Origin of the sequence: Streptomyces sp. NPDC096013, from assembly GCF_044763565.1 — a bacterium.
GTDB lineage: Bacteria > Actinomycetota > Actinomycetes > Streptomycetales > Streptomycetaceae > Streptomyces.
This window is the reverse complement of the sequence record NZ_JBIWGK010000006.1, coordinates 273,025-293,888: the sequence shown is the minus strand read 5'-3', so window position 1 is coordinate 293,888 and position 20,864 is coordinate 273,025. Positions and strand designations below refer to the sequence as shown.

Genomic DNA, 20,864 nt, shown 5'->3' with positions numbered 1-20,864 from the left:
ACATTGCCCGCAGTACTCTCACGCGGCATCCGACCCCGGACAAGAACCGGAGTCGACCATACCGGCCCGCGCTACGCAGACAAGTGCCGCCTCGCTCCCCCACGGACAGGAGGGAGGAGCGAACCATCGATTCCCTCAATTACCGGGCGCCGCGCACCAATTCGTAGGCATCCCACAGATCCCGCCCCTCATAGGAGTGGGTCGCGATGCCTGTCAGGTGCTGATCCGCATTGACCGCGACGGAGACGGGCACGACACCGAACAGGTCCTTGTCCGACATCGAGTCGCCGTAGGCGACACAGTCTGCTCGCGTCACCCCGAACTCCTCACAGAGCCGATCCGCGATCACTACTTTGGCCGCCGCGTTGAGAACTCCGCCCAGATCCATGGACGGCGCGGTGAAAGGCACAGCGGGGAAAAGCGATCCATGTGCCGCGTGCGCGCCCCAGCCCGTGAGCCGTTCCACAAAGAAAGAAGGCGAGAGCGATACGACGGCGCAGTATTCGCCGGCGCTCCTGATCTCGGCCCAGACGTCCCGAATCCGCGCCAGCCACGGGGCACCTTCGAAAGCCGCCGTGACGTGCGCCTCGGTGAGATCCGCCCAGAGCGTGTACACGCGGGTCGCATACTCCGGTGGCCCGATCAGCCCGGTCGAGATCTCCTGCTCAAGCGCCACGGTCTCAGCTTCCAGACCGAGTTGACGGGAGATCTCCAAGGGCGCGCTGGTTCCGTGCATCAGCGTGCCGTCGAGGTCGAAGAGATGAAGTCTCGCCATGACCGACGAGGTTAGTCGGCGGAGCTGTGGCACATTCGGCGGGCCTGTCGGATGCTTGCCGTTCGCCGGTGTTTCACGTGAAACACCCGGCTTCTGTCAGTGCCTTGTGCCGCCGCCCATGACATGGCCAAAAGCACGTACGTCTCACCGGAAACAGGTGGACGCCGACAAGGCGCGTCAGACAGCCTGACCTGCGTGCCGACTCCTTCCCTCGCCGCTCTGCCCATCCGCCGGCTGACGCTCCGCGATCGCCTCGCCTGCGCCGACCTGTCCGAGGACCGGGGGTGGCCACGCGAAGAACACAAGTGGGGCTTCCTCCTCAGCGCCGGGAAGGGCTACGGCATCGACGCGCCCGAGGGCGGCCTCCTCGCGGCCTGCGTCACCACGGAGTACGGCCCGCAGGAGAGCCCGGATCTCGTGGCCATCGGCATGGTCCTGGTCGCCGAGCGGTACGCCCGCCAGGGCGTGGGACGCAGGCTGATGCGCCACCTGATCTCGGCGATGGGCACCACCCCGCTGACCCTGCACGCGACCTCGTCCGGCCGCCCGCTCTACGAAGAACTGGGGTTCAAGGCGACCGGCCGGGCCGAGATGGTGCGGGGCCACTTCACGCCGGCCGGACCTGAGTCCCCGATCGCCACCCGCGCGGCCACGGCCGACGACCTCACCGGCATCCTCCGCCTCGACGAGACGGTGTTCGGGACCGATCGCACGCCCCTCATCACGCGGCTGCCCGCCTTTGCGGACCAGTTGAGGGTTGCGGAGGAGAACGGCCGGATCATCGGTTACGCGGCGGCCTGGCCCAACATGGACACGCAGGTCGTGGGCCCGCTGATCGCCCAGGACACGGAGACCGCGAAGGCGCTCCTCGCCTCACTCGCCGCCCGCACCGACCGCCCGCTGCGCACCGACATCGACGTACGCCACGAAGCCCTGCTGTCCTGGGTGAAGGAACACGGGCTCGTCTCCTCGGCCTTCAACACCGTGATGACATACGGGACCCCGGAACTGCCCGGCGACTGGACCCGGCGCTTCGCTCCCCTGACGGTCGCGGCCGGCTGACACTCCCCGACTACGCAGAACGCCGGTTCCCGACCTACCTCGTCGGGAACCGGCGTTTCCGTCCCTACAGACCTCGGACAAGAGCCTCTACGGCGGCTTGGGCGAAGCCGTGGTCCTGCGCCGGGGCTCCGCCGCCGACGCCGATCGCGCCGATCAGCCTGCCGTCGCGCTGCACCGGGATACCGCCCGCGATGAACAGCAGCGGCCGGTCGAGTGCGGTGGGCAGGGTGTGGAAGAGGCCTCCGGGCTGGACGGCGTCGACGAGGTCGGCAGTGGGCGCGTTCAGCTGGAGCGCGGTGTACGCCTTGCGAGTGCTGGTCTCGCCGGAGATCAGCACGGCCCGGTCGTCGCGCCGGAAGGCGAGCAGATGACCGCCTGCGTCCAGCACAGTGACACTCACGGTGACCCCGGCGGCCTCCGCGGCCCGACGGGCCTCGGCGACGAGCGTTTCGGCGTCCTCGATGGTCAGCGGTGCTACGGCGGTGGTGGTGCTCATCAGGGTTTCTCCTTGCGGGTGTTGCTGTGTGCGGTGTCGGACGGCCGAGCGAGTCGGCGGGGATGGACGGGGACGGCCCTGGCCCCGTGGCTCCCCGCTCCGGCCCGGCGGGGTCAGTGGTGGACGGCGGTCAGCTGCTCGCTGGGCGTGCCGCCGGCCACGACGGCGGCCCGGGTGCTCGTCCGGCGCTCCAAGGCGGCGGAGAGGATCGCGAGGACCAGGGCGGCCGCGGCGAGGGCGGCGCCGACCCAGTTCGGGGCGGTGTAGCCGAGGCCGGCCGCGATGACGATGCCGCCGAGCCAGGCGGACAGCGCGTTGCCGAGGTTGAACGCGCCGATGTTCACGGCCGAGGCGAGCGTGGGAGCGCCGTGTGCCTGGTCGAGGACGCGCTTCTGAAGCGGCGGCACGGTGGCGAAGCCCAGGGCGCCGATGAGGGCGATGGTGACGGCTGCCGCGATCTTGTTGTGGGCGGTGACGGTGAAGAGTGCGAGCACGACGGCCAGGGCGCCCAGCGAGACGTACAGCATGGGCATCAGGGCGCGGTCGGCGAACTTGCCGCCGACGAGGTTGCCGCCGACCATGCCGAGGCCGAAGAGGACGAGCAGCCAGGTGACGGAGCCGTCGGCGAAGCCCGCGACGTGGGTCATCATCGGCGCTATGTAGGTGATGGCCGCGAAGACGCCGCCGAAGCCGAGGACGGTCATCGCCATGGCGAGCAGGACCTGGGCGTTCTTGAACGCGGCCAGTTCGTGCCGCAGGTGTACGCCCTCGGGCTTGGGCAGGTCGGGCACGAGCTTGGCGATCCCGGCCAGGCCGATCACGCCGAGGCCCGCGACGATGGCGAAGGTGACCCGCCAGCCGACGGACTGCCCGACGAGGGTGCCCAGCGGGACGCCGACGACGTTGGCGACGGTCAGCCCGGTGAACATCATCGCGATGGCTCCGGCCTTCTTGTCCGGGGCGACCAGTTCGGCCGCGACGACGGAGCCGATGCCGAAGAAGGCGCCGTGGGCGAGTGAGGCGATCACGCGGCCGATGAGCATCACGGCGAAGCTGGGGGCGACGGCGGAGAGCAGGTTGCCGAGGATGAACAGGCCCATCAGCAGCATCAGCATCCGCTTGCGGGGGACCTTGGTGCCGAGCACGGTCATCAGCGGGGCGCCGATCACCACGCCCAGCGCGTAGCCGGTGACCAGGAGTCCGGCGGTGGGGATGGAGACTCCGAAGTCACCCGCGACCTGGGGCAGCAACCCCATGATCACGAACTCTGTCGTACCGATTCCGAAGGCCCCGATCGCGAGGGCCAGAAGCGCGAGAGGCATGGGGACGTACCCTTCCCAAAAGATTGCAGGAGCGCTTTGCGTGCGATCACAATAGTTGCAGACGCGGGCTATATGCAAGCGCGGACTATTTCATCTGTGCTCTATCCTGGGCTCAGACGCTCCGGGACGGAGGAAACGCCAATGACAGCGACGGACCCCGCACTCACTGCCCTCGCCCAGGGCTGGTGCGCCCTCTCCTTGCTGCACGGGAGGATCGAGGCGCACATCGAGCGCGCCCTACAGGCCCGGCACGACCTGAGCATGCGCGAGTACTCGTTGCTCGACGTGCTCAGTCGGCAGCACGACGGCGACGGAGGCCATCTGCAGATGAGGCAGGTCGCCGACGCGGTCGTCCTCAGCCAGAGCGCCACCACCCGGCTGGTCACCCGGCTCGAGGACCGCGGCCTGCTCGAGCGGTACCTGTGCCCGACCGATCGCCGGGGCATCTACACGAACGTCACCGACGCCGGTCTCACCCTGCTCGAAGAGGCTCGCCCGACCAACGACACCGCCCTGCGCGAGGCGCTCGACGCGGCGGCCGAGAACCCCGAACTGGCGCCCCTGGTCCGGGTCGTGGAGTCGATGAACGTGCCCGCGTAGGTCCGTCCCGTACCGCCCGCCCACCTCTGCCTAAGGTGGGGCCATGGGAGATCTTGAGATACGAGCCGCGGTCACCGAGGACATCCCCGCCATCGTCGGCATGCTCGCCGACGACCCCCTGGGTTCCCAGCGCGAGTCACCGGACGACCTGACGCCCTACCTGGCCGCACTGGAACGCCTCGCCGCCGACCCGAACCAGCACCTCGTCGTCGCCGTGCGCGAGGGGCGGGTCGTCGGCACCCTCCAACTCACTATCGTTCCCGGACTGTCCCGCAGGGGCGCCACGCGCTCGATCATCGAGGCCGTACGCATCCACGCGGACGAGCGGGGCAGCGGCCTGGGCACACAGCTCATCGAGTGGGCGATCGATGAATCACGCCGCCAGGACTGCCAGTTGGTCCAGCTGACCTCCGACGTCACCCGCACCGACGCCCATCGCTTCTACGAGCGGCTCGGTTTCACCGCCTCACACGTGGGCTTCAAACTGCCTCTCTGAAGCCCCTTCGCTGCCCCGGAGGAGAACGCGGCGGCCCTACGACAGCGGGCGCCATGTTTCACGTGAAACGTGGAGCCTTCCCGACGTTTCACGTGAAACATGGCGCCTCCCCGACAGCACCGGCTAGCGGAGCCCCCGCCACCCCTCCGGGTCCACCCCGCCCGGCACAGAACCGCCCTCGTCGTACGGCTGACGCGTGAAGACGAACGATCCGAGGTCCAGGTGGGTCAGCGACCCGTCCGGGCGCCGTACGGGTCGTAGGAGCTCTCCGGCGTAGTACCCCTCCAGCCCGGTCCAGGTGCCATCGCCATTGGCCCGGAAACGCGAACGACGGCCGCTGCCGGCCAGCGGCTCCAGCGAGGCACCGCCGTCGGCGGTCAGCCGTAGGGCGAAGCCGTGTGTGCCCCAGTACCACTGGCCCGCCAACTCCAGGGCCTCGGCGTCGACTTCAGGCATCGGGCGCCACGGCTCGGGAATCCTCGGCTCGGCCTCCGCGACGATCCGGACGAGATCGGCGCCCACCGCTGACAGCAACGGTCCGGAGGTGCAGTTGGCCAGGACCACCGCCGCGACGTCGTCCTCCAGGCTGATGGTGAGGTTCGCCAGGAAGCCGGGGAGCGATCCGGAATGACCGACGAGCAGCCGACCATGACGGCGCTGGACTTGCAGGCCAAGCCCGTACGCCGAACCGTCCACGACATCGGCGGCCTCCGCTGGGGCCGCCGGGGTCCGCATCTCCCGTACCGACTCCGCGCTCAGGACCCGGTCGTCCCCGTTGGCCAGGAAGACCGCGAACCGCGTCAAATCACCGGTGGTGGACCAGAGTTGCCCGGCCGAGGCCATACGGCCCAGGTCCTCGGCGGGCTCCGGCAGCAGCGCGTCGGCCCAGGGGTGAACCGCCCAGCCACCCGCGTGCGGCGACTGGGGCTGGGCACTCGTGCGGTCGAGACCCAGCGGTTCGAGCACTTCCCGCCGGAGCACGTCCGCCCAGGAGGCGCCTCGCAACTCCTCGACGAGCGCGCCCAACACCGAATAGCCGGGGTTCGAGTAGTGGAACCGGCGGCCGACCGGATGCAGCAGGGGCTGTTCGCCCAGCACGTCGCGGAGCTCCGGCCGCAGGGAACCCGGTGTCCGCTCCCACCAGGGCGCGGGTGATTCGGCAGCCAACCCGCCCGTGTGCGCGAGGAGTTCCGCGATGGTCGCCTCCCCCGCGCCGGTGCCGGGCAGATACTTCTCCAGGGGGTCACCGAGGTCGAGGACTCCCTCGTCCCGCAGCCGCAGTACCAGGACGGCGGTGAAGGTCTTGGTGATCGAGCCGATCCGGTACTGCACGTTCTCGTCCGGCCCGTGCCCGTCCACCGAGGTCCGTGCGCCGTGCCACACCGCCCGCCCGCCACGCACCACCGCCGCGACCAACGACGGCGCCCGCCCCTCGGCCTGGGCCACGGCGATCCGATGCAGCAGCGCCCGGCGGGTACCGGGAAGCAAGTCGTCCTGAGATGTCGTCATGCCCCCAGTCCATCCGGCGGCACGGCCGTACGTCGAGCACATTTCTCCGGGTCCCGCCCGCGGGTGCGTTTCACCCGGGCCTCGAACCCGGTCGATGACGCGCTCGTCGTCGCCCGGCACCCGCCAGTGAAAGAGCGCAGGTCACAGCCGGCCGTTGGCCTCCGCGAGCCGGGCCGCCTCGGCGCGGCCGTAGAGCAGGGATCGGTCCGCTCGGGTCGCGGGGCCGGTTCCGACCGGCGAGACCTGCGCGGCGCCCGCTGCGAGCTCGGGTCCCGCATCGATGAGTTTCGCGGGTCGCGCCGGTCTGTACGCGTGAGACCGATTCACGGAAGGCTGGCGGCATGCGGAAACTGATCTACGGCATGAACCTGAGCCTGGACGGCTACATCGCCGCGCCCGGCGACGACATCGGCTGGAGTGTGCCGAGCGACGAGCTGTTCCAGTTCTGGTCCGACCAGTTGGCGGCGACCGAGCTGACGCTGTACGGGCGCAAGCTGTGGCAGACGATGAGCTCCCACTGGCCGACCGCCGACCAGCTGCCGGGCGCCACCCCGGCGGAGATCGAGTTCGCGCACCGCTGGCGGGACATGTCGAAGGTGGTGTTCTCCTCGACGGTCGACAAGGTCGACTGGAATACCCGCCTGGTAAGCGGCGAAGCGGTCGCCGAGATCACCCGGCTCAAGGCCGAGGACGGCGGCCCGATGGACATCGGCGGCGCGACCCTCGCCGGAGCGGCCATGCGGGCCGGGCTGATCGACGAGTACGTGCTGGCGACCGCGCCGGTCCTGGTGGGCGGCGGCACACCGTTCTTCGCCGCGCTGGACAACTGGGTGAACCTGAACCTCGTAGAGACGCGGACGTTTCCCGGCGGCACGACCCTGACCCGGTACGAGACGAGGCGCTGACGGTCGGAACGAGCTGTGACCCCGTCTTCCGGAAGGACGTGAACTTCGGGGCCCTGCATGCCGGTAACCCCGCGATCAGAGTGCGCTGTCCGGACGGCGTGCGAATCCTGGCCGATCGGACGGGAAGCCTGGACGGTTGGCCGACGCGGGGCCCGAAAGCGCGGGCTAGCGTCCTTCTCCGCAGGTGAGACCACGGAGAGGAAGACAGCCCGATGGATCAGCGAACGTCCGACCGCGGTGCCGGCGTGACCGTCGAGTTCGAGCGGGATGTCGTCGCGCTCGTGCTGGAGGCGATGCGCGCGGTGGACAAGCAGGAGCGCGGGGACGTCGGTACGGAGAGCGTGCTGTACGCGCTTGTGTCGGGTGACTCGGCCGCTGGTTCCGCGATCGCACCCGGGATGAGGGCCTCCGGGGCGCTCGCCGGTTCGATCGGGTGTCGGGGGACATCCGTGTGGGTCAATCAGGACGCGGGGGGCGGCACGGCGGGAAGCCCGGATGACGAGCGGGAGATCGACGCCTTCTGGCGGGAAGTCCGGCTGGGGGAGGCCAAGAGGCTTCGGCGGACGCATCGCAAGCACAAGGACGGCCGAGGGCAGAGTCAGGGGCAGGGGCAGGGGCAGGGGAGTCTTGAACTCCCGGCGATGACCGGCGCGTTGCGGACCTGTCTGCGCACGGCGCTGGAGGCCGCGCGGAAGGAGGGCACGGTGTCCGTGCGCGTCCGGCATCTGGCGCACGCGCTGGTCGCGTTGCCCGGTACGCGGGCCCGCGAGGCCATGGCGCTGGCGAAGGTGGACGTCTCGGCCGCCTCGACGGCGCTCGACGCGCTGCGGGGAAGCGACGAGGCACCGGAGCCCGGCTCGGTGCTGGTCCTGCGGACGGCGGGGACGTTCGGGAAGAGCGGGAATCCGCTGACCCGGAAGCTCACCGCCTGGATATTCGGGGGTGGCGCCGGTTTCGGTTCCGCCGTCGTGGGTGCGGTGCGCGCGGAGGCACCGCGCGGGGCGGTGCGGCGCGGGGCCTCGGAACTGGAACCCGTCGACGTGCTGCTGGGCATCCTCGCGCTGGACCGGTCCTTGACCGTCGCGGGGCGTCGGCTGCCGCGGGAGCTGGCGGGAGCGAACCAGGGGGCGGCACTCCTGCGCCGGCACGGCGTACGGCAGGATGCTGTCGCCCGGGTCCTGCTTCCCTCCACCGGGGTCGCCGAGGAGGAGCCCCGGGTGGTTCGTGGCCACGCCGACTTCGAACAGCGGCTCCTGCACGTCGCCCAGTTCACCGCCTCCGCTCATGGCTCGCCCACGGTCGGTACGACCCACCTGCTGGCCGCGCTGCTGGACAAGGGGAGCGACGCGGAGTCCGCTGCGGAGATCGAGCGGGTGCTCACCGCGAGCGGGGCGGATGTCTCCGAGCTGCGGGCGGAGCCGGAGCTCCGGGTCCCGGGCGGAGCGGCACAGGCGTCCTGACGCCTCCGCAGTCGCGGTGGTCCGCCGACGCGCACGACGAGAGCAGCCGTAGAACGGCGTCCACAGGGAGAAGACATGAGTCCGGCAGTGCGACCGTGTGGACGGGCGCGCCGCGAGGCCGCCGCGATCCGGGAGGCGGTGCGCGCCGCGCCCCGGCGGACGGTCGTGACCGAGTCCGTACTCGCCGGCCTGGTCCTGCTGTGCTCGCTGGCGCCGGTCCCGCTGATTCCGCCGGCCCATCCGGTGGCGGTGGCCCTCCTGGGGGTGTGGGCGGCGCTGCTCGTGCCCGCGCGGCGGATGTACCCGGCCCTCACGGTGCTGGGCTGCGTGCCGGTGATCGCCGGGGACAACGTGTGGGCGATGGTGGTGGTGCCGTGCGTCGTGTGGTCCGCCGTGCGGCGCATCGCCCCCGTACGGCGCGCCTGGGGAGTGATCGGGGCGGGCAGTGCCGGCGCCGCGCTCCTGTCGATCGCCGACCAATCCCTCAGCGGACTCCCGACGCTGCCATACCTGGTCGCCGGCGCCGGCGGGGCCGCGCTGTTCATCCTGCTGCCCGCGCTGTCCGGCCTGATGATGGGGCGTCGCCGCCCGCTGACGGGGTTGCTGCGCGAACGCAACGCCTACCTCGAACAGACCCGCTTCCTCATCGACGAGGCGGCCCGTATGGAGGAACGAGCGCGTATCGCCGCCGAGATGCACGATCTGATCGGTCACCGCATCAGCCTCATCTCGGTGCACGCCGGAGCCCTTCAGCTCGCCGCCGAACGACAGGCACTCCCGCTGGCCTCCCAGGCCGAACTTCTGCGCACCACCGCCGGTACGGCCATGGACGAGCTGCGCGGCATCCTCGGCGTCCTTCGTCACCAGACCGGCGAGAACAGCGGCGAGCGGGGGACCCACGAGGATCTCTCGGCTCTGGTCGCGGATTCCCGCAACGCGGGGGCCGACGCCGAACTCCACTGGACCGCGTCCGAGCCGACGGACGCGGACCCCCGCACCCGGCAGGCCGTCCACCGTGTGACCCGCGAAGGACTCACCAACGCGCTGAAGCACGCGCCAGGCGCACCGGTCCGAGTGACGTTTCAGGACGAAGGGGACACGGTGGTGGTCGCCGTCGTCAACGACGCCCCGCCGGTGCGCTGTTCGCCCGGGGCCGGGAACCGCAGTGGACTCGTCGGCCTCCAGGAAAGGATCAGCCTGCTCGGAGGCACCCTCCACGCCGGACCGTGCCCGGAGGGCGGCTTCGTCCTCTCCGCCCGCATACCCGTCCGGCCTGACGTGCCCCCCGTGCACGCCACTTCGCCCGGGCCGGTGTCCGTCGGGCCCGTGTCCGCCGGTGCGGGCTCCCGGCCCCCGTTGTCCACGGAGGTCCTCACGTGGCCCCGCCTCCTGGGCGGCGGCTGCGCGGCTCTGCTGGTGATGCTGCCGACCGTCGGCGGCACCATCGCCCTCCTGATCATGGCGCTTCTACACTGAACCGATGATCCGAGTCCTCATCGCCGACGACGAGGCGCTGATGCGCACCGGGATACGCCTGATCCTGGAGAACGCCGACGAGGTCCGCATCGTCGCCGAGGCGGGGAACGCTCACGAGGCCGTCGAAGCCTGCCGTGCCCACTCCGTCGACGTGGCCCTCCTCGACATCCGCATGCCCGGGGACGGCATCACCGCCGTAGCCGAGATCGCCCGGCACTCGCCCCGCACCCGAGCGGTGATGCTGACGGCTTTCGGCGAGGAAGCGACGGTCACCAAAGCCCTGCGCGCCGGAGCCCACGGCTACCTCCTCAAGGACACCAGCCCCCGGGAACTCATCGACGCCGTACGCCGCGCCGCGGCCGGGGAACCCGTCCTCGCCCCGCAGGTCACCCGCCAACTCGTGGACTTCCGGACCCGGTCGGGCCACGGCAGCGATGTCGCGGCACGTCGGATGGCGGACCTGACACCGGCTGAACGGAACATCCTCCGACTGCTGGGCACCGGCCTCTCCAACGCCGAGATCGCGGCACAACTCCACCTCAGCACCGGCACGGTCAAGGCGCACATCAGCAGCATCCTCACCCGCACCGATTGCACCAACCGGGTCCAGGCGGCGGTGCTGGCGCAGGAGGCGGGCCTGCTCGACTGACGTCCGGCACACCCTGCCCGCCGGGCCACAGCCTCAGATCACGTCTGCGCCATGTCCACGAAACGCGAGTAGTGCCCCTGGAAGGCGACGGTGATCGTCGCCGTCGGGCCGTTACGGTGCTTGCCCACGATGATGTCCGCCTCGCCCGCGCGCGGCGACTCCTTCTCGTACGCGTCCTCGCGGTGCAGCAGGATGACCATGTCGGCGTCCTGCTCGATGGATCCGGACTCACGCAGGTCGGACACCATCGGCTTCTTGTCCGTGCGCTGCTCGGGACCACGGTTCAGCTGCGAGAGCGCGATCACCGGGACCTCCAGCTCCTTGGCCAGCAGCTTGAGATTTCGGGACATGTCCGAGACCTCCTGCTGACGGCTCTCCTGCCGCTTGGAGCCACCGGCCTGCATCAGTTGCAGATAGTCGATGATCACCAGCTTGATGTCGCTGCGCTGCTTGAGCCGACGGCACTTCGCGCGGATCTCCATCATCGACAGGTTCGGGGAGTCGTCGATGTAGAGCGGTGCGGACGACACCTCGGGCATCCGGCGCGCCAGCCGCGTCCAGTCCTCGTCGGTCATCGTCCCGGAGCGCATGTGGTGCAGGGCGACCCGGGCCTCGGCGGACAGCAGACGCATCGCGATCTCGTTGCGCCCCATTTCGAGGGAGAAGATGACGCTCGGCAGGTTGTTCTTGATCGACGCGGCGCGAGCGAAGTCCAGCGCGAGTGTGGACTTACCCATGGCGGGACGGGCCGCGATGACGATCATCTGGCCCGGGTGCAGCCCGTTGGTGAGCGAGTCGAGGTCGGTGAACCCGGTGGGCACACCCGTCATCTCGCCGCTGCGCGAGCCGATCGCCTCGATCTCGTCGAGCGCGCCCTCCATGATGTCGCCGAGCGGGAGGTAGTCCTCGCTGGTCCGCTGCTCGGTGACCGCGTAGATCTCCGCCTGCGCCCGGTTGACGATCTCGTCGACGTCGTCGTCGGCCGCGTATCCCATCTGGGTGATGCGGGTGCCGGCCTCGACCAGGCGCCGCAGGACGGCTCGCTCGTGGACGATCTCCGCGTAGTACTCCGCGTTCGCCGCCGTGGGCACGGTCTGGACGAGCGTGTGCAGATACGATGCGCCGCCGACCTTGTTGATCTCACCGCGCTTGGTGAGCTCGGCGGCGATGGTGATCGGGTCGGCCGGCTCGCCCTTGGCGTAGACATCGAGGATGGCCTGGTAGATCGTCTCGTGCGCGGGCTTGTAGAAGTCGTGGCCCTTGAGGACCTCGACGACGTCCGCGATGGCGTCCTTGGACAGGAGCATGCCGCCGAGGACGGACTGCTCGGCATCGAGGTCCTGCGGAGGCACCCGCTCGAAGGCCGATCCCGCGCCCTCCCACGCGCCGCCTTCCCGACCGCGGTCGTGCTGTTCGTCCCGGCCGCGGCCTCCGTCACCTCGGCGTCGGGAAGCGGGCAGACGATCACTTGGACCGCTCTCGGCCCACGGGTCGTCCAAGGGCTCGGAAATACTCAATCGAGCCACCTCCTCCCGTCCGCCGAGCGGACCTCGCCGTGCCCCTCATTTCTACGGCACGGCACTGACAAATGAAGCGCCCAACTCCGGTACGGGCGCGTCGGTTTTGTGATGGTTCTCAGGCCGACGGACGGAGCGGGCGCCGGTCCACCGTAGGCCCGCGGGCACCGTCAGCCAATCTGGTTATCCACAGGCCATGTGGACGACGGCCCCGATGCTGTGGAGAACCCGCCAAAACCTGTGCACGACCCGGTGGACAGCCCTGTGAACAAGACCGCGCCACTTCGACCGCAACCCATCTGACCTGCCCATTTCCCGTCCACCGGCTGTGCAGAAGAAAAACTTTCCACATCGGGCCAAGATCGCTTCGAACAGTGCGCGAGACGACACGAGGTGAGATCAGAGGTAAGGGTCACCGAGCAATTGCATCTCTTACCTGTGGACGATTAGATTAGTGCTCATGACACAGGCTCCCGCGGCCACCAGGGCCACCCGACGCCAGCACGACCGAGAGATCGTCACGCTGGCCGTCCCGGCCTTCGGCGCACTCGTCGCCGAGCCCCTCTTCGTCATGGCCGACAGCGCGATCGTCGGCCATCTCGGCACCGCCCAACTCGCCGGACTCGGCGTGGCATCCGCCCTCCTGACGACCGCCGTGAGCATCTTCGTCTTCCTCGCCTACGCCACCACCGCGGCCGTCGCCCGACGCGTCGGAGCGGGTGACCTCCAGGCCGCCATCCGCCAGGGCATGGACGGCATCTGGCTCGCCCTGCTGATCGGCGCCACCGTCATAGCCGTCGTCCTCCCTTCGGCGCCCTCCCTCATCAACCTCTTCGGCGCCTCGGACACGGCGGCTCCCTACGCGACGACCTATCTCCGCATCTCGTCCCTCGGCATCCCGGCCATGCTGATCGTCCTCGCCGCCACCGGCGTCCTCCGCGGCCTCCAGAACACCAAGACACCGCTCTACGTCGCCATCTCTGGCTTCGTCGCCAACGGCGTCCTCAACGTCGGCCTGGTCTACGGCGCCGACCTCGGTATCGCCGGTTCCGCCTGGGGCACTGTCATCGCCCAGTGGGGCATGGCCGCCGTGTACCTCGTCGTGGTCGTCCGCGGCGCCCGCCGACACGGCGCCTCCCTCGCTCCGGACGCCGCAGGGATCAGAGCCTCGGCTCAGGCCGGCGCACCGCTTCTCGTGCGCACGCTCTCCCTGAGAGCGATCCTCCTGATCGCCACCGCCGTCGCGGCCCGCCTCGGCGACGCCGACATCGCCGCGCACCAGATCATCCTGTCCCTGTGGTCTCTGCTGGCCTTCGCACTCGACGCCATCGCTATCGCGGGCCAGGCCATCATCGGCCGCTACCTCGGTGCGGACGACCCCCAGGGCGCCCGGGCCGCCTGCCGTCGCATGGTGCAGTGGGGCATCGCCGTCGGAGTGCTGCTCGGTCTCCTGGTGATCCTCTCCCGCCCACTCTTCCTCCCCCTGTTCACCAGCGACCCCACCGTCAAGGAGACCGCCCTGCCCGCCCTGATCATGGTGGCGCTCTCCCAGCCGATCTGCGGTGTCGTCTACGTCCTGGACGGGGTGCTGATGGGTGCGGGAGACGGACCGTATCTCGCCGGCGCGATGTTGGTAACTCTCGCGGTCTTCGTCCCGGCGGCCCTGCTCGTACCGACCTTCGGCGGCGGACTGACCGCGGTCTGGGGAGCGATGACGCTGATGATGGCGGTGCGCATGCTGACGCTCCTACTGCGCGCCCGCTCAGGCCGCTGGGTCGTCACGGGCGCGACCCGCTGACCGTTTCACGTGAAACACCGCGCACTGCCATGTTTCACGTGAAACATGAGCACCTCGGCGCCGCCCGAAGGCACAGTCCGGGCCTGCGCGGCTTCCGCGCCCGCATCACCTGGATCGCGTCTCGCCGCCCTGACCGCAACCTACGACCCGCGTCTCAGCGTTCCGGACGATGCAACGCGGCCGGTGTCTCACCATCCCGAACGCGCCAACACCGGCCATTCCTCACCCTCCGGACACAGCAGAGGGGCCGCACCCCAACGGGTGCGGCCCCTCTCTCAGCTATGCCGAGCGCAGCGATCAGGCTGCGATGACCTCGATGTTGACCTTGGCGGCAACCTCGGGGTGCAGACGCACTGACGTCTCGTGGGCGCCCAGGGTCTTGATCGGGGACGTCAGCTCGATACGACGCTTGTCGACCTCGGGGCCACCGGAAGCCTTGATCGCCGAAGCGATGTCGGCCGGGGTGACGGAACCGAAGAGACGACCGGCGTCGCCGGAGCGAACGGCCAGACGAACCTTGACACCCTCGAGCTGGGCCTTCACGGAGTTGGCCTGCTCGATGGTCTGGATCTCGTGGATCTTCCGAGCACGACGGATCTGCTCGACGTCCTTCTCGCCACCCTTGGTCCAGCGGATAGCGAACTTCCGCGGGATCAGGTAGTTGCGAGCGTAACCGTCCTTGACGTCGACGACGTCGCCCGCGGCACCGAGGCCGGAGACCTCGTGGGTCAGGATGATCTTCATTAGTCGGTCACCCTTCCCTTATCGCGCGGTGGAGGTGTAGGGCAGCAGCGCCATCTCACGGCTGTTCTTCACAGCCGTGGCGACGTCACGCTGATGCTGCGTGCAGTTGCCGGTCACGCGGCGGGCACGGATCTTGCCACGGTCGGAAATGAACTTCCGCAGCATGTTCGTGTCCTTGTAGTCCACGTACTGGACCTTGTCCTTGCAGAATGCGCAGACCTTCTTCTTCGGCTTGCGCACAGGCGGCTTCGCCATGGTGTATCTCCTGTGTGATCAAGAAGTGTGGGTACGGCCCACCCTCGGCCCAAGGGCCTAGAAGGGGGGCTCGTCCGAGTAGCCGCCGCCACCGCCGGCACCGCCGCCGGAGTTTCCACCCCAGCCGCCGCCACCGCCGCCGCCCTGGTTGCCGCCGGCGGGAGCGCCGGTGGCCCACGGGTCGTCGGCAGGAGCGCCGCCGGCCGGCTGACCGCCGCCGGAGTTTCCACCCCAGCCGCCGCCACCCTGGCCGCCACCACCGCCGCCGCCGAAGCCACCACCCTGGCCACCGCGAGCGCCACCGGCGGTCTTGGTGACCTTGGCCGTGGCACTGCGCAGGCTGGCGCCGACTTCCTCGACGTCCAGTTCGTAGACCGTGCGCTTGACGCCCTCACGGTCCTCGTAGGACCGCTGCTTCAGTCGGCCCTGCACGATGACGCGCATGCCTCGCTGAAGCGATTCCGCGACGTTCTCCGCCGCCTGACGCCAGACCGAGCAGGTGAGGAAGAGGCTTTCGCCGTCCTTCCACTCGTTCGTCTGGCGGTCGAAGGTGCGGGGAGTGGACGCGACACGGAACTTCGCGACCGCCGCACCGGACGGGGTGAAGCGCAGCTCGGGGTCGTCGACAAGATTGCCGACGACCGTGATGACGGTCTCGCCTGCCATGGGGGAACCTCTCGGCGGGTTTGCTGCTGGCTGCTTGGTGCTGCTACTCGGATCCCGAGATCAGCTGAGCAGGAATGCTCAGTGGGTCTCGGGGCGGAGGACCTTGGTCCGGAGGACCGACTCGTTCAGGTTCATCTGGCGGTCGAGCTCCTTGACGACCGCAGGCTCGGCCTGCAGGTCGATGACCGAGTAGATGCCCTCGGGCTTCTTCTTGATCTCGTACGAGAGACGACGACGGCCCCAGGTGTCGACCTTCTCGACCTTTCCGTTGCCCTCACGGACGACGGAGAGGAAGTTCTCGATCAGGGGGGAGACAGCGCGCTCCTCCAGATCGGGGTCGAGGATGACCATCACCTCGTAGTGACGCATGTGGAACCCACCTCCTTTGGACTCAGCGGCCACGGTCGATCCGTGGCAGGAGGGTTGTGATGCGTAAGCAACAGTGTGTGCCAGTAAAACAGCCGCCACTGACATCGGGCGCCCCTCGCGGGGATTCCGAGTCGTGACATGGGCAGACACCAGTGCAGAGGGTACAGAGTACCCGCCCACCCGCTTCCGGTTGAAATCCGGTGGCGGAGAGCGTCAATCTGTACACATCGGGTGTGTCCGGCGCGACGACGCGCCGCCTTCCGCAGGAGGTGCCACATGGCACAGGCATTGCGACCCAACACCGCCGGCTCTCTCTTCGCCACTGACGGCAAGCCCCATCCGCTCCAGGACACGCTGCTCGCGGTGACCCTGGTGCTCGGCCTGACCGCGTTCATCACGGGGTTCTTCCACAGCCTGCATCTGCTCAGCTCCTGGACCGGGCTGGTGGGCATCCTCGTCGGCGCCTACGGCCAGTGGATCTCCGAGACGACGAGGGAGCGCTTCGGTCTGATCCTGGGTCTCGGTGCCGCGGGTGTCGGATTCTTCCTCGGCATGGCCCATGGCGGACTGTTCGGCGGTGTCATCAGCTGACGGCCCGGACGCCGTAGCCCCAACACCGCGTAAAACACCACGGATCGCCCCGGCGGCCCACAGGCCGAGGCGAAGGTTGCATACGCCCAGTCGGGGCGCTCGCGAGGCGCAGTAGGCTTCGGCGCGAGAGCCGGAGCCCCTGTACCCATGGGGACACCCCAGCCCGAGGAGCGCCCCGAATGAGTCTGACCCTGAGGACCATCAGCCGTGAGCAGCATCTGGCATTCATCCAGAGCCTGCCCTCGGCGAGCCACATGCAGGTCCCCGCATGGGCTGACGTGAAGGCGGAGTGGCGCTCCGAGAGCCTCGGCTGGATCGACGAGAAGACCGGCCAGCTGGTCGGTGCGGGCCTGGTCCTGTACCGGCAACTCCCCAAGATCAAGCGCTACTTGGCGTATCTGCCCGAGGGCCCGGTCATCAACTGGTTCGCGCCGAACCTCGACGACTGGCTCCAGCCGATGCTGGCCCACCTCAAGCACCAGGGCGCCTTCTCGGTGAAGATGGGCCCGCCGGTCATCATCCGGCGCTGGGAGGCCACTTCCATCAAGGCCGGCATCCAGAACCCGGACGTGAAGCGACTGCGCGACATCGAGGCCGACTTCATCGAACCGCGCGCCTTCGAGGTGGCCGACAAGCTGCGCCGCATGGGCTGGCAGCAGGGTGAGGACGGCGGCGCCGGCTTCGGCGACGTCCAGCCGCGCTACGTCTACCAGGTGCCGCTGGCCAACCGCTCGCTCGAAGAGGTCCACAAGAACTTCAACCAGCTGTGGCGCCGCAACATCAAGAAGGCCGAGAAGGCCGGTGTCGAAGTCGTCCAGGGCGGCTACCACGACCTTGAGGAATGGCAGCGGCTGTACGAGATCACGGCCGTGCGCGACCACTTCCGGCCCCGCCCGCTGTCGTACTTCCAGCGCATGTGGACGGCCCTCAACACCGAGGACCCCAACCGGATGCGGCTGTACTTCGCCCGGCACAACGGGGTGAACCTGTCGGCGGCGACGATGCTGGTGGTCGGCGGACACGTCTGGTACTCCTACGGCGCCTCCGACAACATCGGGCGTGAGGTCCGGCCCTCGAACGCGATGCAGTGGCGGATGCTGCGCGACGCCTACGCGCTCGGCGCCACCGTCTACGACCTGCGCGGCATCTCCGACTCGCTGGACGAGACAGACCACCTCTTCGGCCTGATCCAGTTCAAGGTGGGCACCGGCGGGCAGGCCGCCGAGTACCTCGGCGAGTGGGACTTCCCGCTCAACAAGCTGCTCCACAAGGCGCTCGACATCTACATGTCGCGTCGCTGACCTCACGGTCCCCGCTTCGATAACGTCGACAGCTCTCATACTTCTGGTACACCCCAGCCACCCGAAAGGTTCCAGGTCCGGCCATGGCGCTCACGCTCTCCGTCGACACCGCGCGCTGGCGGGCGCATCACATGCGCGTAGCCCAGCAGTTCCCCGGGCTCGTCCCGGTCTGCAAGGGCAACGGCTACGGCTTCGGGCACGAGCGGCTGGCGGAGGAGGCGACGCGGCTGGGCGCGGACGTCCTCGCCGTCGGCACGACGTACGAGGCCGCCCGGATCAAGGACTGGTTCGGCGGTGACCTGCTGGTGCTGACGCCGTACCGCCGCGGCGAGGAGCCCGTTCCGCTGCCGGACCGGGTCATCCGCTCGGTGTCGTCCATCGACGGCGTGTACGGCCTCGTGGGCGCCCGTGTGGTCATCGAGGTGATGTCCTCGATGAAGCGCCATGGTGTCAGCGAGCAGGAACTCCCGCAGCTGCACTCGGCCATAGAGAACGTGCGCCTGGAGGGCTTCGCCATCCACCTCCCGCTGGACCGCACCGACGGCTCGGACGCCGTCGAGGAGGTCATCGGCTGGATGGACCGGCTGCGCGCCGCGCGGCTGCCGCTGCACACGATGTTCGTCAGCCACCTCAAGGCCGAGGAACTCGCCCGGCTCCAGCAGCAGTTCCCGCAGACCCGCTTCCGGGCCCGGATCGGCACCCGGCTGTGGCTGGGGGACCACGAGGCCACCGAGTACCGCGGGGCGGTCCTGGACGTCACCCGCGTCTCCAAGGGCGACCGCTTCGGCTACCGGCAGCAGAAGGCGGCCTCGGACGGCTATCTGGTGGTCGTGGCGGGCGGTACGTCGCACGGGGTGGGCCTGGAGGCCCCCAAGGCCCTGCACGGCGTCATGCCGCGCGCCAAGGGCGTCGCCCGCGCCGGTCTCGCCACGGTGAACCGGAACCTCTCCCCGTTCGTCTGGGACGGCAAGCAGCGCTGGTTCGCCGAGCCGCCGCACATGCAGGTCTCGATCCTGTTCGTGCCAGTGGAGGCCGCGGAGCCGAAGGTCGGCGAGGAACTGGTGGCCCATCTGCGGCACACCACCACGCAGTTCGACCGCATCGTGGACCGCTGAGCCTCACTGGAACAGCCGAAAGGCCGTACACGGAACCTTCCCGTGTACGGCCTTTCGCTTTGTCTCTCTGCGGCCTGTCAGCGGTCCGTCGGCGTCCCGTTGGTATCCGCCGGGCGCCTGTTCGCTCAGAGCGAACGCTCGGCCGGGTCCTCGCTGCCCCAGTCCACCTGCGGTCCGTCGAAGGGGGCCGCGTGCCGTCCCCGGTGGGCCGCCGCGCCGAACACGAACACGTCCTCCGCCCTGTCGAGCACCCCGCCCGACGGGTCGTCGTCGCCCGCCAGGCGCACCACGTCCCGCTCCGGCAAGAGGATGTCGCGCACGATCACGGCGCACAGGTAGAGAGTGCCGAGCAGGTGCAGGCCGATGGCCCAGTGGTAGCCGTCGGTCGGCAGTCCCTTGTGGGCGTCTCCGCTGGTCGTGTACGCGAGGTACATCCAGATCCCCAGGAAGTACGCCACCTCGCACGCCTGCCAGATCAGGAAGTCCCGCCACTTCGGCCGGGCCAGCACCGCCAGGGGGACCAGCCACAGCACGTACTGCGGCGAGTAGACCTTGTTGGTCAGGATGAACGCCGCGACGATCAGGAAGGCCAGTTGGGCGAAGCGCGGCCGGCGCGGGGCGGTCAGTGTGAGGACCGCGATGCCCGCGCAGCACAGCAGCACCAGCAGGGTGGCGAAGGTGTTGACGGTGTCGGTGCTGAGCGGGTCGGACGAGTTCTGGGCCAGGATCAGCCAGAACGATCCGAAGTCCACGCCTCGTTCCTGGCTGAACGTGTAGAACTTCGACCAGCCGTCGAAGGCGAAGAGCATCACCGGCAGGTTCACCACCAGCCAGGCCACGGCGGCGCCGCCGAACGCCTTCCCGAAGTCCCGCCACTTGCCCGCGCGCCAGCACAGCAGGAACAAGGGGCCGAGCAGGAAGACGGGATACAGCTTGGCGGCCGTTGCAAGGCCCAACAGGACGCCGAACGCGAGCGCACGGCCCCTGGACCACATCAGCATCGCCGCGGCCGTCAGAGCGACCGCCAGGAGGTCCCAGTTGATGGTGGCGGTCAGCGCGAAGGCGGGCGCCAGGGCGACCAGCAGGCCGTCCCAGGGGCGGCGGGCGTGCGTACGGCTGACGCAGACGACGATGACGGCCGCGCACACCATCAGCATCCCGGCGTTGACCATCCAGTACCACTGTTCCTGGTGCTGGATGGTGCCGCTGCCCGGTGTGAGCCAGGCGGCCACTTCCATGAACACACCGGTCAGCACCGGGTATTCGAGGTACTGCATATCGCCGGGCAGCTTGTCGAAGTACGGCACGAGCCCGTCGGCGAAACCGCGCCCCTGGTAGAGGTGCGGGATGTCCGAGTAGCACGCGTGCGTGTACTGCGAGCTGGCGCCGAAGAACCAACCACTGGTGTAGCAGGGCGCCTTCTGGACGAGGCCGAGGGCGAACATGCCGATCGCCACCAGTGCGACGACCCGTACAGGAGTCCACCAGGACGTCCCGAGAAGAGCGCGCCGGCCGATGGGGCCACCGATCAGTTCACTACCGGCGGCGGCGACCTCGTCGTCCCTGGTCGGCCGTACCGGATCCGGCTCGTGCACGCTCGTGGGCGTCAGTTCTGCACTGGGCATGGGGGACATCCTGCCGTACACACCTAGGAGTACGCCGAGGGCCGCCGCACCTCGTAGGTGCGACGGCCCATGTTTCACGTGAAACACCCCGTGAAGGGTGTTTCACGTGAAACACCCTTCACGAGCGATATGC

Annotated in this window: 21 protein-coding genes; 11 read left to right on the top strand and 10 right to left on the bottom strand. The window is 69.2% G+C overall.

Features of this window, described 5'->3' with window-relative positions; genetic code table 11:
* Positions 1 to 139 precede the first annotated feature (139 nt).
* The gene (locus tag ACIRB1_RS22160; RefSeq protein ID WP_352179822.1) at positions 140 to 775 is read right to left on the bottom strand and encodes a haloacid dehalogenase-like hydrolase; all 636 of its coding nucleotides are present in this window, start codon (positions 773 to 775) and stop codon (positions 140 to 142) included.
* Between the two features lie 195 nt (positions 776 to 970).
* On the opposite strand from ACIRB1_RS22160, the gene ACIRB1_RS22155 reads away from it, so the two are divergent.
* Positions 971 to 1,837, top strand: coding sequence for a GNAT family N-acetyltransferase (locus tag ACIRB1_RS22155; RefSeq protein ID WP_403466669.1), 867 nt, complete (start codon positions 971 to 973; stop codon positions 1,835 to 1,837).
* Positions 1,838 to 1,901: 64 nt separating this feature from the next.
* Here the strand turns inward: ACIRB1_RS22155 and ACIRB1_RS22150 are convergent, their stop codons facing one another.
* Positions 1,902 to 2,333: a heme-binding protein gene (locus tag ACIRB1_RS22150; RefSeq protein WP_403466668.1), complete on the bottom strand. Its 432-nt coding sequence runs from the start codon at positions 2,331 to 2,333 to the stop codon at positions 1,902 to 1,904.
* A 113-nt stretch (positions 2,334 to 2,446) separates the two neighbouring features.
* Positions 2,447 to 3,655 carry an MFS transporter gene (locus tag ACIRB1_RS22145; protein WP_403466667.1) on the bottom strand — a complete coding sequence of 403 codons (1,209 nt, stop codon included), beginning with the start codon at positions 3,653 to 3,655 and terminating at the stop codon, positions 2,447 to 2,449.
* 141 nt (positions 3,656 to 3,796) lie between these two features.
* On the opposite strand from ACIRB1_RS22145, the gene ACIRB1_RS22140 reads away from it, so the two are divergent.
* Positions 3,797 to 4,255: a MarR family winged helix-turn-helix transcriptional regulator gene (locus tag ACIRB1_RS22140; protein ID WP_403466666.1), complete on the top strand. Its 459-nt coding sequence runs from the start codon at positions 3,797 to 3,799 to the stop codon at positions 4,253 to 4,255.
* A 43-nt stretch (positions 4,256 to 4,298) separates the two neighbouring features.
* Positions 4,299 to 4,751 (top strand): GNAT family N-acetyltransferase, encoded by a 453-nt coding sequence (locus ACIRB1_RS22135; protein WP_352179827.1) that lies wholly within the window; start codon positions 4,299 to 4,301, stop codon positions 4,749 to 4,751.
* Between the two features lie 123 nt (positions 4,752 to 4,874).
* On the opposite strand, the gene ACIRB1_RS22130 is transcribed toward ACIRB1_RS22135, so the two are convergent.
* Positions 4,875 to 6,260, bottom strand: coding sequence for a serine hydrolase domain-containing protein (locus ACIRB1_RS22130; protein WP_403466664.1), 1,386 nt, complete (start codon positions 6,258 to 6,260; stop codon positions 4,875 to 4,877).
* A gap of 341 nt (positions 6,261 to 6,601) precedes the next feature.
* On the opposite strand from ACIRB1_RS22130, the gene ACIRB1_RS22125 reads away from it, so the two are divergent.
* The 4 genes from ACIRB1_RS22125 (at position 6,602) to ACIRB1_RS22110 (ending at position 10,750) form a co-directional block, all read left to right on the top strand.
* The gene (locus tag ACIRB1_RS22125; protein ID WP_352179829.1) at positions 6,602 to 7,165 is read left to right on the top strand and encodes a dihydrofolate reductase family protein; all 564 of its coding nucleotides are present in this window, start codon (positions 6,602 to 6,604) and stop codon (positions 7,163 to 7,165) included.
* 212 nt (positions 7,166 to 7,377) lie between these two features.
* Positions 7,378 to 8,625, top strand: coding sequence for a Clp protease N-terminal domain-containing protein (locus ACIRB1_RS22120; protein WP_403466663.1), 1,248 nt, complete (start codon positions 7,378 to 7,380; stop codon positions 8,623 to 8,625).
* Positions 8,626 to 8,700: 75 nt separating this feature from the next.
* Complete coding sequence (locus tag ACIRB1_RS22115) at positions 8,701 to 10,101, top strand: sensor histidine kinase (protein ID WP_403466662.1); 1,401 nt, start codon at positions 8,701 to 8,703, stop codon at positions 10,099 to 10,101.
* A 4-nt stretch (positions 10,102 to 10,105) separates the two neighbouring features.
* The gene (locus tag ACIRB1_RS22110; protein WP_352179832.1) at positions 10,106 to 10,750 is read left to right on the top strand and encodes a response regulator transcription factor; all 645 of its coding nucleotides are present in this window, start codon (positions 10,106 to 10,108) and stop codon (positions 10,748 to 10,750) included.
* Between the two features lie 38 nt (positions 10,751 to 10,788).
* Here the strand turns inward: ACIRB1_RS22110 and dnaB are convergent, their stop codons facing one another.
* Entirely contained in the window at positions 10,789 to 12,267 is a 1,479-nt protein-coding gene (dnaB, locus tag ACIRB1_RS22105; protein ID WP_352179833.1) for a replicative DNA helicase, read from the bottom strand.
* Positions 12,268 to 12,727: 460 nt separating this feature from the next.
* Between dnaB and ACIRB1_RS22100 the strand changes: the two genes are divergently transcribed.
* Complete coding sequence (locus tag ACIRB1_RS22100) at positions 12,728 to 14,065, top strand: MATE family efflux transporter (RefSeq protein WP_352179834.1); 1,338 nt, start codon at positions 12,728 to 12,730, stop codon at positions 14,063 to 14,065.
* 297 nt (positions 14,066 to 14,362) lie between these two features.
* Here the strand turns inward: ACIRB1_RS22100 and rplI are convergent, their stop codons facing one another.
* The 4 genes from rplI to rpsF form a co-directional block, all read right to left on the bottom strand.
* Positions 14,363 to 14,809 carry a 50S ribosomal protein L9 gene (gene rplI, locus ACIRB1_RS22095; protein ID WP_019055128.1) on the bottom strand — a complete coding sequence of 149 codons (447 nt, stop codon included), beginning with the start codon at positions 14,807 to 14,809 and terminating at the stop codon, positions 14,363 to 14,365.
* Positions 14,810 to 14,827: 18 nt separating this feature from the next.
* Positions 14,828 to 15,064, bottom strand: coding sequence for a 30S ribosomal protein S18 (gene rpsR / locus ACIRB1_RS22090; protein WP_006381652.1), 237 nt, complete (start codon positions 15,062 to 15,064; stop codon positions 14,828 to 14,830).
* A gap of 57 nt (positions 15,065 to 15,121) precedes the next feature.
* Positions 15,122 to 15,730, bottom strand: a complete 609-nt coding sequence (locus ACIRB1_RS22085; protein ID WP_328933316.1) for a single-stranded DNA-binding protein — start codon at positions 15,728 to 15,730, stop codon at positions 15,122 to 15,124.
* A 78-nt stretch (positions 15,731 to 15,808) separates the two neighbouring features.
* Entirely contained in the window at positions 15,809 to 16,099 is a 291-nt protein-coding gene (gene rpsF / locus ACIRB1_RS22080; protein WP_006604399.1) for a 30S ribosomal protein S6, read from the bottom strand.
* A gap of 276 nt (positions 16,100 to 16,375) precedes the next feature.
* Between rpsF and ACIRB1_RS22075 the strand changes: the two genes are divergently transcribed.
* The 3 genes from ACIRB1_RS22075 to ACIRB1_RS22065 all read left to right on the top strand — a co-directional run bounded on the left by ACIRB1_RS22075 (position 16,376) and on the right by ACIRB1_RS22065 (position 19,106).
* A complete protein-coding gene (locus ACIRB1_RS22075; RefSeq protein ID WP_352179835.1) occupies positions 16,376 to 16,690 on the top strand; it encodes a hypothetical protein in 315 nt (104 codons plus the stop codon).
* A 179-nt stretch (positions 16,691 to 16,869) separates the two neighbouring features.
* The gene (gene femX / locus ACIRB1_RS22070) at positions 16,870 to 17,991 is read left to right on the top strand and encodes a peptidoglycan bridge formation glycyltransferase FemX (protein ID WP_266770452.1); all 1,122 of its coding nucleotides are present in this window, start codon (positions 16,870 to 16,872) and stop codon (positions 17,989 to 17,991) included.
* An 83-nt stretch (positions 17,992 to 18,074) separates the two neighbouring features.
* Complete coding sequence (locus tag ACIRB1_RS22065) at positions 18,075 to 19,106, top strand: alanine racemase (protein ID WP_352179836.1); 1,032 nt, start codon at positions 18,075 to 18,077, stop codon at positions 19,104 to 19,106.
* Positions 19,107 to 19,231: 125 nt separating this feature from the next.
* Here ACIRB1_RS22065 and ACIRB1_RS22060 read toward each other — a convergent pair whose 3' ends face one another.
* A complete protein-coding gene (locus ACIRB1_RS22060; RefSeq protein ID WP_403466661.1) occupies positions 19,232 to 20,731 on the bottom strand; it encodes a glycosyltransferase family 87 protein in 1,500 nt (499 codons plus the stop codon).
* Between the last annotated feature and the right edge of the window lie 133 nt (positions 20,732 to 20,864).

Bases quoted from the DNA above. Each gene is read 5' to 3' on its own strand.
- ACIRB1_RS22160 (WP_352179822.1), bottom strand. From the start codon at position 775: ATGGCGAGACTTCATCTCTTCGACCTCGACGGCACGCTGATGCACGGA.
- ACIRB1_RS22150 (WP_403466668.1), bottom strand. From the start codon at position 2,333: ATGAGCACCACCACCGCCGTAGCACCGCTGACCATCGAGGACGCCGAA.
- ACIRB1_RS22145 (WP_403466667.1), bottom strand. From the start codon at position 3,655: ATGCCTCTCGCGCTTCTGGCCCTCGCGATCGGGGCCTTCGGAATCGGT.
- ACIRB1_RS22140 (WP_403466666.1), top strand. From the start codon at position 3,797: ATGACAGCGACGGACCCCGCACTCACTGCCCTCGCCCAGGGCTGGTGC.
- ACIRB1_RS22135 (WP_352179827.1), top strand. From the start codon at position 4,299: ATGGGAGATCTTGAGATACGAGCCGCGGTCACCGAGGACATCCCCGCC.
- ACIRB1_RS22130 (WP_403466664.1), bottom strand. From the start codon at position 6,260: ATGACGACATCTCAGGACGACTTGCTTCCCGGTACCCGCCGGGCGCTG.
- ACIRB1_RS22125 (WP_352179829.1), top strand. From the start codon at position 6,602: ATGCGGAAACTGATCTACGGCATGAACCTGAGCCTGGACGGCTACATC.
- ACIRB1_RS22120 (WP_403466663.1), top strand. From the start codon at position 7,378: ATGGATCAGCGAACGTCCGACCGCGGTGCCGGCGTGACCGTCGAGTTC.
- ACIRB1_RS22115 (WP_403466662.1), top strand. From the start codon at position 8,701: ATGAGTCCGGCAGTGCGACCGTGTGGACGGGCGCGCCGCGAGGCCGCC.
- ACIRB1_RS22110 (WP_352179832.1), top strand. From the start codon at position 10,106: ATGATCCGAGTCCTCATCGCCGACGACGAGGCGCTGATGCGCACCGGG.
- ACIRB1_RS22100 (WP_352179834.1), top strand. From the start codon at position 12,728: ATGACACAGGCTCCCGCGGCCACCAGGGCCACCCGACGCCAGCACGAC.
- rplI (WP_019055128.1), bottom strand. From the start codon at position 14,809: ATGAAGATCATCCTGACCCACGAGGTCTCCGGCCTCGGTGCCGCGGGC.
- rpsR (WP_006381652.1), bottom strand. From the start codon at position 15,064: ATGGCGAAGCCGCCTGTGCGCAAGCCGAAGAAGAAGGTCTGCGCATTC.
- ACIRB1_RS22085 (WP_328933316.1), bottom strand. From the start codon at position 15,730: ATGGCAGGCGAGACCGTCATCACGGTCGTCGGCAATCTTGTCGACGAC.
- rpsF (WP_006604399.1), bottom strand. From the start codon at position 16,099: ATGCGTCACTACGAGGTGATGGTCATCCTCGACCCCGATCTGGAGGAG.
- ACIRB1_RS22075 (WP_352179835.1), top strand. From the start codon at position 16,376: ATGGCACAGGCATTGCGACCCAACACCGCCGGCTCTCTCTTCGCCACT.
- femX (WP_266770452.1), top strand. From the start codon at position 16,870: ATGAGTCTGACCCTGAGGACCATCAGCCGTGAGCAGCATCTGGCATTC.
- ACIRB1_RS22065 (WP_352179836.1), top strand. From the start codon at position 18,075: ATGGCGCTCACGCTCTCCGTCGACACCGCGCGCTGGCGGGCGCATCAC.
- ACIRB1_RS22060 (WP_403466661.1), bottom strand. From the start codon at position 20,731: ATGCCCAGTGCAGAACTGACGCCCACGAGCGTGCACGAGCCGGATCCG.